13 protein-coding genes and 1 other RNA gene are annotated in these 12,356 nt (G+C 54.7%); 1 reads left to right on the top strand and 13 read right to left on the bottom strand.

Annotated features, from left to right (window positions below):
* The first annotated feature begins 31 nt into the window (after positions 1-31).
* Positions 32-154, top strand: a complete 123-nt coding sequence (locus tag GC56T3_RS20170; protein ID WP_255347816.1) for a hypothetical protein — start codon at positions 32-34, stop codon at positions 152-154.
* A gap of 180 nt (positions 155-334) precedes the next feature.
* Here GC56T3_RS20170 and GC56T3_RS09995 read toward each other — a convergent pair whose 3' ends face one another.
* The 13 genes from GC56T3_RS09995 to GC56T3_RS10050 form a co-directional block, all read right to left on the bottom strand.
* Complete coding sequence (locus GC56T3_RS09995; RefSeq protein ID WP_013145409.1) at positions 335-562, bottom strand: NETI motif-containing protein; 228 nt, start codon at positions 560-562, stop codon at positions 335-337.
* 64 nt (positions 563-626) lie between these two features.
* Entirely contained in the window at positions 627-776 is a 150-nt protein-coding gene (locus GC56T3_RS18655; protein WP_013145410.1) for a DUF2639 domain-containing protein, read from the bottom strand.
* Positions 777-1,071: 295 nt separating this feature from the next.
* Positions 1,072-2,784 (bottom strand): DHA2 family efflux MFS transporter permease subunit, encoded by a 1,713-nt coding sequence (locus GC56T3_RS10005; RefSeq protein ID WP_013145411.1) that lies wholly within the window; start codon positions 2,782-2,784, stop codon positions 1,072-1,074.
* Positions 2,785-2,794: 10 nt separating this feature from the next.
* Positions 2,795-3,433 carry an HlyD family secretion protein gene (locus GC56T3_RS10010; RefSeq protein WP_013145412.1) on the bottom strand — a complete coding sequence of 213 codons (639 nt, stop codon included), beginning with the start codon at positions 3,431-3,433 and terminating at the stop codon, positions 2,795-2,797.
* A gap of 3 nt (positions 3,434-3,436) precedes the next feature.
* Positions 3,437-3,877, bottom strand: coding sequence for a MarR family winged helix-turn-helix transcriptional regulator (locus GC56T3_RS10015; RefSeq protein ID WP_011231100.1), 441 nt, complete (start codon positions 3,875-3,877; stop codon positions 3,437-3,439).
* A gap of 201 nt (positions 3,878-4,078) precedes the next feature.
* A non-coding RNA gene (gene ssrS / locus GC56T3_RS18660) (6S RNA) lies at positions 4,079-4,267 on the bottom strand.
* Between the two features lie 64 nt (positions 4,268-4,331).
* Positions 4,332-5,885 carry an acyl-CoA carboxylase subunit beta gene (locus GC56T3_RS10020; protein WP_013145413.1) on the bottom strand — a complete coding sequence of 518 codons (1,554 nt, stop codon included), beginning with the start codon at positions 5,883-5,885 and terminating at the stop codon, positions 4,332-4,334.
* A 166-nt stretch (positions 5,886-6,051) separates the two neighbouring features.
* Positions 6,052-6,834 (bottom strand): enoyl-CoA hydratase, encoded by a 783-nt coding sequence (locus GC56T3_RS10025; RefSeq protein WP_013145414.1) that lies wholly within the window; start codon positions 6,832-6,834, stop codon positions 6,052-6,054.
* 19 nt (positions 6,835-6,853) lie between these two features.
* Positions 6,854-7,747, bottom strand: coding sequence for a hydroxymethylglutaryl-CoA lyase (locus tag GC56T3_RS10030; protein WP_013145415.1), 894 nt, complete (start codon positions 7,745-7,747; stop codon positions 6,854-6,856).
* A gap of 16 nt (positions 7,748-7,763) precedes the next feature.
* A complete protein-coding gene (locus GC56T3_RS10035; protein WP_011231095.1) occupies positions 7,764-7,976 on the bottom strand; it encodes an acetyl-CoA carboxylase biotin carboxyl carrier protein subunit in 213 nt (70 codons plus the stop codon).
* Between the two features lie 26 nt (positions 7,977-8,002).
* Positions 8,003-9,355 (bottom strand): acetyl-CoA carboxylase biotin carboxylase subunit, encoded by a 1,353-nt coding sequence (accC, locus tag GC56T3_RS10040; protein ID WP_013145416.1) that lies wholly within the window; start codon positions 9,353-9,355, stop codon positions 8,003-8,005.
* 71 nt (positions 9,356-9,426) lie between these two features.
* Complete coding sequence (locus GC56T3_RS10045; protein ID WP_013145417.1) at positions 9,427-11,061, bottom strand: AMP-binding protein; 1,635 nt, start codon at positions 11,059-11,061, stop codon at positions 9,427-9,429.
* Between the two features lie 59 nt (positions 11,062-11,120).
* Positions 11,121-12,263: an acyl-CoA dehydrogenase gene (locus GC56T3_RS10050; protein ID WP_013145418.1), complete on the bottom strand. Its 1,143-nt coding sequence runs from the start codon at positions 12,261-12,263 to the stop codon at positions 11,121-11,123.
* Positions 12,264-12,356: the final 93 nt, after the last annotated feature.

Below are 12,356 nucleotides of genomic sequence, written 5' to 3' on the forward strand. Positions count from 1 at the left end.
GCAATTTCAAGACGATCTGGACCAATACCGAATGGACAACGTCATACACGCCCCGAAGCACTATGTGTACCAAGTCGGCTACGAAGCATCAAGCGGCAACCCGACCGGCGGCCATCGGGAAGCGAAAAAAACGCGCGAATGGCCGCACAGCTAGACCGGGAAGGAGCTCCCTTTCCGATTTTTTGACTGGCCAATATCCCGCTTTGTATAGGCGACGGCCATCGGGAAAGGAACTTCCTTTCCGATTTTTTGGCGGATTCTCTTGCCCCTACAACCAGAGCCCGTCGAATCTGCGGCCGCGCCTTCAGCCTAAGGTGGAGCCAACAACCGCCCGTTATGGCTCATCGCGCACACCCTCAAATTCGATGATGCGCCCGCACGGCTCAACCATCGTTTCGCCGTTCGTTTCCACTTCGCGGAAAATCGGCTGCTCGATGCGGCGGACAGGGCGGTAGCCTTGCTGTTTCATTCGCGCTAAACAGGCGGCGATCGTTTCCCCTTCCGCTACCGTAAACCGTTTTTTCTTCATCGCTTCCGGCGCGTCCCCACTCTTGTCAACCATCAGGCGCGCCTCCCTCCTTTCCCCTTTAGGTTGCCCAAAAAAGAAGCCGGATTTTTCATCCGGCTCAGCGCGTTTTCTGCACATATTTTCGGTACAACCCGTACAGCTCAGCTGCTTTGTATGTCTCAATTTTTTTCCGTCCGATCGGATGGCGGGCGATGCCTGCCTTTTTCAACTCGGCAACAAGCCATCCTTTCGAGCCGAAATGCGCCATGGGCGCTCCCCCCTTTTTTTCATCCACTTGTCTTTATGATGTATATGCGCGCAAAAAGGGAGGAAGAACATCTCGCTAATCACGTTTGCCGCCATATCCTTTGCCATGCTTTTTCTCTTTTTTGTTTTTGGCTTTTTCATGGCCGGGCGGACGCCATCGTTGGCAAATACAGCGTACGCTTCGGCCATCTCGAGCGGCGAAACGCCGCGGGACATGCCGCCAAGAGCAATGCCAAGCTGGTGGTCGCCTTTTTCCAAGGGCAAGCCGAACCGGCGCAGCGCATCCATTCCTTTGTTTACGCCGATGGCGATTTATGCTTTTTTCCCTTTAAGAAAAACGCCATCATTAACGCCAATACCGTCAAGCCGGTGGCGACGAAAAAGGCGTCGTTGATCCCCTCGACCGTTGACCGTTGCTGCACAAGTCCATACAACAGCTGAGCGATCGCCTCATCGCTTGGGATGGCCTGTTTCAGTTGGCCGACAAGGCTCATGAACAACGGATTGTTTTCCGTCATTTCATTGCGATAAGCTTCAACATGGAATTTCGTCCGGTTGGACATGATCGTCACCAAGAACGCCGTCCCGAGCGAAGCCGCCACTTGACGAATCGTATTCGACATCGCCGTGCCGTGGCTGTACAAATGGCGCGGCAAGGCGTTCAACCCTTCCGTCATAATCGGCATTCCGAGCATCGACATGCCGAACATGCGGAAAATGTAAAGCCAAATTAAATGGCTATACGGGGTGTCGAGTGTCAGCTTGCTGAACTCCCATGTCGTCACAGCGGTGATGATCAAGCCAACAATAGCGAGCATCCGCGCGCCGATGCGGTCAAACACCCAGCCGGAAATCGGCGACATGATCGCCATCACAATCGCTCCCGGCAGCAACAGCAAACCGGCATCGAGCGGCGTAAAGCCGCGCAAGTTTTGCAAATACACCGGAAGCAAGACCATGGCGGCAAACATCGCCATGTTAATGACCGAACCGATGACGGTCGCCAACGTAAACACTGGGTAGCGGAACACACGGAAATTGAGCACCGGATGCTCCGAGCGGAGCGAACGCCATGTGAACATGATCAGGAACAAGACGCCGATGACAAGCGACACAACGACTTCCGTCTCGCCCCATCCTTTGCTTCCGGCCTCGCTGAAGCCATACAGAACGCCGCCAAACCCGATCGTGGAGTAGACCGCCCCTTGCACGTCCAGCACTGGATTGCCTTTGCGCGGCGTATGTTTCAGCCAGACGGAGGCAAGCACAATGTCTACAATCGCGATCGGCAAAACGACGTAAAACAACAGCCGCCATGTATAATGTTCAACGATCCAGCCAGACAGCGTCGGCCCGACCGCCGGCGCAAACATCATGGCGATTCCGACCGTCCCCATGGCCACCCCGCGGCGTTCCGGCGGGAAAATCGACAACATAATGACCATCATCAGCTGCATGATAATGCCGGCCCCGACCGCTTGTGTCAACCGCCCTGCGAGCATGACGGCAAACGATGGAGCGATCGAGCAGACAAACGCGCCGATGGCGAAAAACGACATGCCGGATAAAAACAGCCGTTTCGCTGGAAACTTCGCGATTAAAAACGGGCTGATCGGGATGAGCACCCCGTTGACGAGCATATATCCTGTCACGAGCCATTGGATCGTCGACGTCTCCACGTTGAAATCTTGCATCATATGCGGCAAGGCGACGTTGATCAACGTTTGATTCAAAATGGCGACAAACGCGCCCAGCATGACCGTCGCCACAACCTTGCCGCGGCTGCCGATATCCCCGAGGCCGCCTTGCCCGGCTGGAGCGGCCGGACGCCCATCCGTTTCTGTCGACGGCTCTGCTTTCGTTTCCGCTAACGGTTGAGCGTTGGCTTCCGCCGCTTCATCCGCCGCCTTCCCTGCGGCTGAAGCCGGCTTGCGGCGGCGCAGCGCGATGTTGACCGCCGCCAAGACCAAAACGGCAAACACAATATAACCAATGACAAATGCTGTCATCTTCCATCACCTACTTATGGATGCGGACGGTGACGTTCATGCCCGGCACAAGTCCAGCTCCGCTGTAATTGTCAATGGAAATCGTAACGGGAATCACTTGGGTCACTTTCGTGTAGTTGCCGGTCGCATTGGAACTTGGCAACAGGCTGAACGTATTCGCTGTCGCATTGCCAATCTTTTCGACTTTGCCGCTGAATTTGCGATCCGGATACGCATCGACATAAATATCGACGTCTTGCCCGATTTTCACGTCTTCAATATCCGTTTCTTCAATATTCGCCGTCACCCACAAATCGTTCAAATCAAACCCGCGGGCAAGCGGAGTCCCCGCGGCGACAAACAAGTCTTTGACCGCGTTTTGCTGCACGATTGTCATCCGATGAGGCACTGTCACCGGCACCGTCGTTTTGCCGTCAAACACCTCACCGATTTCTTCCCCGGCTGAGAAGGTTTTTCCCGTGTCGCCCCGCCAGGATGTCAGTTTTCCGGACAGCGGCGCCGCAACCGAGATGACCTGGCCGTCGATGCGGGCGTTGTCCGTTTTAATGTAGTTCGTTGCTTCATTCACATAGTAGTAAGCGGCAAAGCCTCCACCGACAAGCAAAATGAGCACAATGATGTTCAGCGCAACCAATCGTTTCACGTTCACCGTCTATTCCTCCCCGAGTAAAATCGCTTTGATTTTTTCATGAAGATGCAAAAACTGTTCAATCTCCTCTGGAGAGACGAGTTCTTGAATGCGGCCAAGCCGCCGGCGCAGCACCGACTGCTCGCCAAACGCTTCCGACACCGTCTCTTTTCCTTTTTCCGTCAAACTCAAAATGACCGCGCGCCGATCTTGCTTCGACGGCTCACGGACAACAAGGCCGGCGCCGACGAGCCGGTCAACCGTGCCGCTGACGTTGCTGTTGCTTAAGTTTAATTTTTCCGCCAAGTCATTCAGGCGAATATGCTCTTTTTTCAGCAGCGTATATAAGACGATCAGCTGCACCTCTGTCACCCCGACGCGGGCGGCGTCCTCGCGGATGAGGCGATAAAGCGCCTTTTGCGTCCGGAAGACAGCGTACATGATGTCCCGGCTGATCCCTTCCATTCATCCCCCTCCTTGCTTCATCTTTCTTGTTGGAATAGTTTCAATACGAATTATTCCTGCACGAAATATGATTATAACATGAAAACAGGGAAAATCAACTATATTGTTTCATGTCTTTTTGAGAAAACATACGCAACGAAAAAGAGTCCAACCGGATGTTTTGCATCCAGTTGGACTCTTTTGCCAACTCCTCATTCGTGAATCCGCGCCGCTGTTGCCGTTAGCTGAATGCAGTTTCTCAACCACGCTCCACCAGGTGGGTGTTCGCAGAAGCGTTCCTGCCGTCCTCCATCACGAATATTGAGGCATGACATTCCCGCTTCAATGTAGAACTCCCTTTTGATTGCCATCGGTTGAAACTTCATTCTACAACGCACAACGCAGCAACGGATTGGTGATTATTATCATACACAATCTTTCTTCGTTTGACAAGGGGGACGTTTATCCAGTTTTTTCAAACCGGATACACCCCGTGTTTCCGATCGGAAAAGACCATATATTTGGACATATACGCGGCAAACCGCCGGATGAGTTCGTGGCGCAAGTCGTTCGGCGCGACGATGCCATCAACGACCAATTCAGAAGCGAGCCGGTAGATATCGATGTCGCGCCGGTATTCCTCGCGTTTTTGTTCGACAAATGCCGCACGCTCTTCTGGCGGCAGCTCGGCAATTTTGTTGGCGTAGACGGCGTTGACGGCCGCTTCCGGCCCCATGACGGCGATTTGCGCGTTCGGAAGCGCCAAGCAGCAATCCGGTTCAAACGCCGGCCCGGCCATCGCGTACAATCCGGCGCCGTACGCTTTGCGAACGATGACCGAGATCTTCGGTACGGTGGCTTCCGACATGGCCGCGATCATTTTCGCCCCATGGCGGATGATGCCGACCCGCTCGACTTTCGTGCCGATCATAAAGCCAGGGACGTCGGCCAAAAACAAAAGCGGGATATGGAACGCGTCGCAAAGCGTGATGAATTTCGCCGCTTTATCAGCCGAATCGTGGAACAATACGCCGCCTTTGACGCGCGGCTGGTTGGCGATGATGCCGATCGGCTGGCCGTTAAGATGCGCCAGTCCAGTAATGATTTCTGGCGCAAACAGTTTTTTGATTTCGCAAAACGATCCTTCATCAATGATCCGCTCAATCAAATCATACATGTTGAACGGCGCATTTTGGTTTTCTGGCAAAATGTCCTCGATCGTTTTGTCAAACGATTTCGGCGGCTTCGCCTCGACCACCGGCGGTTTTTCGCCGTAATGGGACGGAAAATACGACAAATAACGGCGTGCATAGGCAATCGCTTCTTCTTCGGTTTTCACGAGCACGTCGCCGCAGCCGGAGACGGTGCAATGCATGCGGGCGCCGCCCATCTCTTCGAGCGTCACTTTTTCCCCAATCACCATTTCCGCCATGCGCGGCGAGCCTAAGTACATCGAGGCATTGCCTTCGACCATGATGACGATATCGCAAAACGCCGGAATATAAGCGCCGCCGGCTGCTGATGGACCGAACAACAGGCACACTTGCGGCACTTTGCCGGACAGCTTCACCTCATTGTAAAAAATGCGCCCTGCCCCGCGCCGGCCGGGAAACATTTCGATTTGGTCCGTAATGCGGGCGCCGGCTGAGTCCACCAAATAAATGATCGGGCAGCGCAGTTTTTCCGCCGTCTCTTGAATGCGGATGATTTTTTCGACGGTGCGCGCTCCCCACGAGCCGGCTTTGACGGTCGAATCGTTCGCCATCACGCAGACGGTGCGGCCATGGATTTTGCCGATGCCGGTCACCACCCCGTCAGCCGGCAAATCGCCCGCCAAACAGTTGGCAAACAATCCGTCTTCCACTTCCAAACCGTTATCAAGCAGCAAATTCAGCCGCTCGCGGACAAACAATTTCCCTTGGGCCGCATTTTTTTCATGATATTTTGGCGCCCCGCCTTTCTTGATTTCCGCCGCTCTTTTCTCCAGCTCCGCTGCGAGCGTGTCTTGTTGATTGGCTGTTTCCTTCATCTCTTTGTTTCCCCTCCTTGTTTTGATGGATCTTGCTGTTCAATCCCGCTTGTTCGGCCGGAGCAAGGTTGGATGCCGTGTTTGATCGCTGTGAAAAGGCCGATGCGGCGCAAGCGCTCCGTGCGGCTTCCTCTTTCCAAACCGCCCCCTCCCTGTCCAAGCGGGCTTACTCCCCTTTGTACACCGGCTTCCGCTTTTCTTTAAACGCCTGCAAACCTTCCAACCGGTCTTTCGTTGGGATCGTCGCCTCATAAGCGAGCTGCTCAATCGCGAGGCCCGTCTCCAAATCAACGTTGAACACGCTTTGGATCGCCCGTTTCGCCTGGCGGACGGCTATCGGCGCATTGTCAGCGATTTGTTGCGCGAGGCGAAGCGCACGCTCCATCAGCTCGGAGCGCGGCACCGCGTATTCGACAAGGCCGATTCGCTCGGCCTCTTTGGCGGTGATGCGCTTTGCGGCAAAAATCAATTCTTTCGCTTTTCCGATGCCGACAAGGCGCGGCAGCCGCTGCGTCCCCCCCGCTCCCGGAATGATGCCAAGCGACGTTTCCGTCAACCCAAGCTGGATATCGTCGGCAGCAAACCGGATGTCGCAAGCCAAGGCAAGCTCCAACCCACCGCCAAACGCCGAGCCGTTTAAAACGGCGACGACCGGCTGCGGCACTTTCTCGACCTCGTTGATCGTTTTGCTGATTAAGGCGACGGCCTGCCGCACTTCCGTTTCATTCATCCCCGCCCGCTCTTTCAAATCAGCGCCGGCGCAAAACACCTTGTCTCCTGCCCCGGTCAACATGACAACGCGCACGTCTTTCCGAAATTTGATCTCCTGAAAGAGCGCTCCAAGCTCGAAAAGAAGCGCTCTTGAAAGCGCATTGGCCGCTTCTGGACGGTTTAATGTCACAATGGCGATGCCGTTTTCTTGTGTTTCAAACGATACAAGTGTGCTCACGTTTTCTCCCCCCTTATGATCAAACCGTTTGCAAATAGCGGCTCGGAAGCGGGCGGCCGATTTTATCGCGGATAAACAAAGCCGCTTTCGTCAGCTGCTCGACATCGATGCCGGTTTCAATCCCCATGCCGTGAAGCATATATACTAAATCATCGGTGGCGACGTTTCCCGACGCTCCGGGAGCGTATGGACAGCCGCCGAGGCCGCCGAGCGAGCTGTCAAACGTCGTAATCCCCATTTCCATTGACACTAAAATATTGGCCAGCGCCGTCCCTCTCGTGTCATGGAAATGCATCGCGATCCGATCAGCCGGAAAACGGCGGAGCACGATTGCGAGCACCTCTTCGACTTGCTTGGGCGTCGCGACGCCAATCGTATCGCCAAGCGACAGTTCGTCAACCCCCATCGCCAACAACCGGTCCGCCACCATCAGCACTTGATCGACGGCGACAGGCCCTTCATACGGGCAGCCAAAGACGGTGGAAACGTAGCCGCGCACCGTTTTTCCTGCTTGTTTTGCCGTTTTCACGACCGCTTCCAGCACAGGAAATGTGGCGGCGATGGTTTTGTTAATATTTTTTTGGTTGTGCGTTTCGCTCGCTGACATGAAGACGCCCACTTCATCGACCCCGGCGCCAAGCGCCCGCTCAAGCCCCTTTTCGTTGGGGACGAGCGCCGCATACGTGACGCCGGCTTTTCGGCGAATGCCCGCTGCCACTTCAACGGCGTCCGCAAGTTGCGGAATCCATTTCGGATGGACGAAGGAAGTCACCTCAATGTACGACAGTCCCGTTTCTGACAATAGGTTGATCCAAGCGATTTTATCGGCGGTCGCGATCGGCGTTGCTTCGTTTTGCAGGCCGTCGCGCGGGCCGACTTCTTTGATCGTCACCTTCGCCGGCCATCGGCTCATGCTCTGCTCCCCCTTTTTACTCAATCTCGACAAGCACGTCGCCTTCGTTCACGAAATCTCCTTCCTGCACGTGGATGTGCTTCACGACGCCAGACGTTTCCGCGGCAATCGGAATCTCCATTTTCATCGATTCCAAAATGACGACATCTTGCCCTTCTTCCACACGGTCACCGACGGCGACGACAATTTTCCATACACTTCCTGCCATCGTTGCGGTTATTTGATTCATCGTTTCTTCCCCCATTCATTTCTGCTTCATTTCGTTTTTATTGGTTTCCAATGTTTCGAAAGGAAATCGGTCGTCGTATCCCCCGCTTGAAACGCCGGATGGGACAACACGGCCTCAAGCAGCGGAATGTTCGTTTTAATCCCTTCAACGCGATAGTCTCGAAGCGCTTCGAGCAAGCGTTCAATCGCCGTTTGCCGATCCGGCCCTTTGGCGATCAATTTCGCGATCATCGGATCATAAAACGGCGTGACCGTGATGCCGCTTTGAACCGCCGTTTCATGACGAATCCATTCGCCTTGTGGGGCGGAAAACACCGTAATGCGGCCGGGCGACGGGTAAAACGTGTTCGGATCTTCGGCATAAATGCGCACTTCAATGGCGTGACCGTCGCGGCGAATCTCTTCTTGTTTATAGCGGAGCGGCTCGCCCGCGGCGATGCGCAGCTGCTCTTCGACGATGTCGATGCCGGTGATTTCTTCTGTCACCGGGTGCTCGACTTGCAGCCGAGTGTTCATCTCAAGAAAATAAAAATTTTTCTGTTCATCGACGAGAAATTCAATGGTACCGGCATTTGCATAACCGATGTAACGCGCAGCCCGCACCGCCGCCTCCCCCATCTTCCGCCGCGTCTCTTCATCCAAAAACGGCGACGGCGCCTCTTCGACCACTTTTTGGTGGCGGCGTTGGATCGAACATTCACGCTCCCATAAGTAAACACAGTTGCCATTTTGGTCGGCAAGAAGCTGAATTTCAATATGGCGCGGGCGTTCAATATATTTTTCAATGTACATCGTCCCGTCGCCGAAAAACGAAGCGGCCCGTTTTTGGCTCCCTTCAAACGCTTGGCGCAGCTCAGCTTCATCGCGAGCGATATGCATGCCGATGCCGCCGCCGCCGGCTGACGCCTTCAGCATGACTGGATACCCAATCGAAGCCGCCGCTTTGGCCGCCTCATCGGAGCCATCAAGCGCAAAGGAGACGCCCGGGACGATCGGCACGCCGGCTTTTTCCATCGTCCGCCGCGCTTCGATTTTGCTGCCCATCGCCGCAATGACGTCCGCCTTCGGACCGATGAAGACGATTCCTTCTTCCTCGCAGCGGCGGGCAAACGCTGGATTTTCCGACAACAGCCCGTAGCCGGGATGGATTGCCTCCGCTTTCGCCGTTTTGGCAACCTCAATGATTTTTTCGATATTTAAATAGCTTTCCGCGACGCGCGGCTTGCCGATCAAATACGCTTCATCCGCGAGCGAGACATGAAGCGAATCGGCGTCTGCTTCGGAATAAATGGCAACCGTTTGAATGCCGAGACGTCGGCACGTGCGGATGACACGGACGGCGATTTCGCCGCGGTTGGCAATCAACACTTTCGAAAACATCGTCTCACCCTTTCTTAAAAGTACAGATGCCGGCGCCGGACGGTTCGTCCGCCCGGCGCGGCGGTTTAGGCTTAGGTTGTTAAGCCGAGGCGCTGTTTCGCCATTTCCCGCAATTTGAATTTCTGAATTTTCCCAGATGCCGTCATCGGGTACGAGTCGGTAAATTCGATATAACGCGGGATTTTATGCCGGGAAATGTTGCCGCGGCAAAACTCGCGAATCTCCTCAGCAGTCGCCGTTTCGCCGTCTTTTAAGATGATCCACGCCATCACTTCTTCACCGTATACCTCATCCGGCACGCCGACGACTTGAACGTCCAAAATTTTCGGATGTTTGTACAAAAACTCTTCGATTTCGCGCGGATAAATGTTCTCCCCGCCGCGGATGATCATATCTTTCAGCCGGCCGGTGATGCGGCAGTAACCGTTTTCATCCATCGTCGCCAAATCGCCGGTATGCAGCCAGCCGTCTGCATCGATCGCTTCATTTGTCGCTTCCGGGTTGTTGTAATACCCTTTCATGACATGATAGCCGCGCGTGCACAGTTCCCCTTGCACCCCCCGCGGCACTTCCTTGTTCGTGCCCGGCTCGACGATTTTCACTTCCACGCCCGGCAAGGCGCGGCCAACCGTTTCGACACGCAGCTCAAGCGGATCGTCGGTGCGCGTTTGCGTGATGACTGGGGACGCTTCCGTCTGCCCGTAGGCGATCGTAATGTCTTTCATCCCCATTTTCTCGATGACCGCCTTCATCACTTCGACCGGGCAAGGAGAACCGGCCATAATGCCCGTGCGCAGCGACGACAAATCGTATTTGGCAAAATCCGGGTCGTTGAGCTCGGCGATGAACATCGTCGGCACGCCGTGAAGCGCCGTGCACCGCTCCGCTTCCACCGTCTCGAGAACCCGCTTCGGATGGAACTCCACAACCGGCACCATCGTCGCCCCGACCGTCACGCATGCAAGCGTGCTCATGACACAGCCGAAGCAATGGAAAAACGGCACCGGAATGCACAATCGATCGCCTTCGCCAAGTCCCATGCATTGCGCCACTTGGTGGGCGTTGTTGACGATGTTGTAATGCGTCAACATCACCCCTTTCGGGAATCCAGTCGTCCCGGACGTGTATTGCATGTTGATCACATCGTGCGGGTCGAGGCTCTCCATCCGTTCATCGAGTTCTTCTTCCGATACGTCGTGCGCCATCGCCAAGATGTCGTTCCATGTAAACATGCCCGGGTGCCGTTTGTCGCCAAGAAAGATCACGTTTTTCAACTTCGGCAGCCGTTTCGATTGCAGCTGTCCGGGCGCCGATGTGCGCAGCTCGGGAACGATTTCATATAAAATATCGATATACGACGAGTCGCGATATTGCTCAATCAAAAAGAGCGTCGTCGAGTCGGACTGCCGAAGCAAATACTCAAGCTCCGCCGCGCGGTAGTTCGTATTGACCGTCACGAGGACGGCTCCCATTTTGCCGGTCGCAAACTGGCAGGCGATCCATTCCGGGACGTTCGTCGCCCAAATGGCGACATGCTCCCCTTTTTCGATGCCAAGCCGCATCAACCCGCGCGCAACGAGGCGGCAATAGTCGTTAAACTGCCGATACGTCAGACGCAAGCCGCGGTCGGCATACACGACCGCCTCGCGATCCGCATATTGCCTGGCTCGCTCTTCCAACAATTTCCCCACAGTCACCGTCAACATCGGCCGTTTCCTCCCCTTTGTCCGAATTCATTGTTATGGATATGCAGGCATTTCCGCTTTTAGCATCCCAGTTGGCGGGCGATGACGAGCCGTTGGATTTCTGATGTGCCTTCGCCGATTTCCATGAGCTTGATATCCCGCAAATGGCGCTCAACGCCGTACTCTTTCATATAGCCGTATCCGCCGTGAATTTGAATCGCTTGGTTGCAGACGCGGAACCCCATTTCCGACGCAAACAGCTTGGCGAACGATGCTTCTTTTGTAAACGGTTTCCCTTTGTCTTTCAACCAAGCCGCCTTGTACACCATATTGCGGGCAAGCTCAATTTCCATCGCCATGTCAGCGAGCTTAAACTGGATCGCTTGAAACTTGGAAATCGGCTGGCCAAACTGAACACGTTCTTTCGCGTATTGAAGCGCTTTCTCAAACGCCGCTTGCGCGATGCCGACGGCTAAAGCAGCGATGGAAATGCGGCCGCCATCAAGCGTGTACAAAAACTGTTTAAACCCTTTTTGCGGGTCGCCCAAGACGTTTTCTTTCGGCACGCGGACGTTCTCGAAAACAAGCTCGCACGTATTGGACGCGCGCACGCCCATCTTGTCGTAATTCGAACGGATCGTAAATCCTGGGGAGTCAGTTGGCACGATGAGAGCGGTGATGATGTTTTTGCCGCGCGCATCTTTGCCTGTCACGGCGGTGACAATGACTTGCCGCGCGTATTGGGCGTTCGTGATCCAGCATTTTTCGCCGTTGATGACATATTCATCGCCATCGAGCACCGCTGTTGTGCGCGTGCCCCCAGCATCGGACCCGGCGTTCGGCTCCGTGAGCCCAAAAGCGCCAAGCGTCTCTCCTTTGGCCATCGGCACGAGCCATTTTTGTTTCTGCTCCTCTGTTCCAAAGTAATAAATGGGACTCGCCCCAAGTGACACGGCGGCCGCATAGCTTAGCCCGGTGCCGCCGCAGGCGCGGCCGATTTCCTCAACGGCGATGGCATACGAAATCGTATCGCCTCCAGCGCCGCCGTATTCTTCCGGAAACGGCAAACCCAATAGCCCCAACTCGCCCATTTTGCGGAAGACATCCAGCGGAAAATGCGCCTCTTCATCCCATTTCGCCGCGTATGGGGCAATTTCCTTCTCAGCAAAGTCGCGAACCATTTCTTTAATCATTTGTTGCTCTTTTGTTAATGAAAAATCCATCCTGTCCCTCTCCCCCATAGAAAATATTCTATTATTTAAACCGACTAGTCGGTTTAAACGAAGGAAACGAATGCAGATCGTTTTGATTTTTGA

It is taken from the genome of Geobacillus sp. C56-T3, from assembly GCF_000092445.1.
GTDB lineage: Bacteria > Bacillota > Bacilli > Bacillales > Anoxybacillaceae > Geobacillus > Geobacillus thermoleovorans.

Coding starts and splice junctions, on each gene's coding strand:
- GC56T3_RS10015 (WP_011231100.1), bottom strand. CDS start 3,877: ATGGAAGGGATCAGCCGGGACATCATGTACGCTGTCTTCCGGACGCAA.
- GC56T3_RS10045 (WP_013145417.1), bottom strand. CDS start 11,061: ATGTTGACGGTGACTGTGGGGAAATTGTTGGAAGAGCGAGCCAGGCAA.
- GC56T3_RS10035 (WP_011231095.1), bottom strand. CDS start 7,976: ATGAATCAAATAACCGCAACGATGGCAGGAAGTGTATGGAAAATTGTC.
- GC56T3_RS20170 (WP_255347816.1), top strand. CDS start 32: ATGGACAACGTCATACACGCCCCGAAGCACTATGTGTACCAAGTCGGC.
- GC56T3_RS10020 (WP_013145413.1), bottom strand. CDS start 5,885: ATGAAGGAAACAGCCAATCAACAAGACACGCTCGCAGCGGAGCTGGAG.
- GC56T3_RS10005 (WP_013145411.1), bottom strand. CDS start 2,784: ATGACAGCATTTGTCATTGGTTATATTGTGTTTGCCGTTTTGGTCTTG.
- GC56T3_RS18655 (WP_013145410.1), bottom strand. CDS start 776: ATGGCGCATTTCGGCTCGAAAGGATGGCTTGTTGCCGAGTTGAAAAAG.
- GC56T3_RS10050 (WP_013145418.1), bottom strand. CDS start 12,263: ATGGATTTTTCATTAACAAAAGAGCAACAAATGATTAAAGAAATGGTT.
- GC56T3_RS09995 (WP_013145409.1), bottom strand. CDS start 562: ATGGTTGACAAGAGTGGGGACGCGCCGGAAGCGATGAAGAAAAAACGG.
- accC (WP_013145416.1), bottom strand. CDS start 9,355: ATGTTTTCGAAAGTGTTGATTGCCAACCGCGGCGAAATCGCCGTCCGT.
- GC56T3_RS10030 (WP_013145415.1), bottom strand. CDS start 7,747: ATGAGCCGATGGCCGGCGAAGGTGACGATCAAAGAAGTCGGCCCGCGC.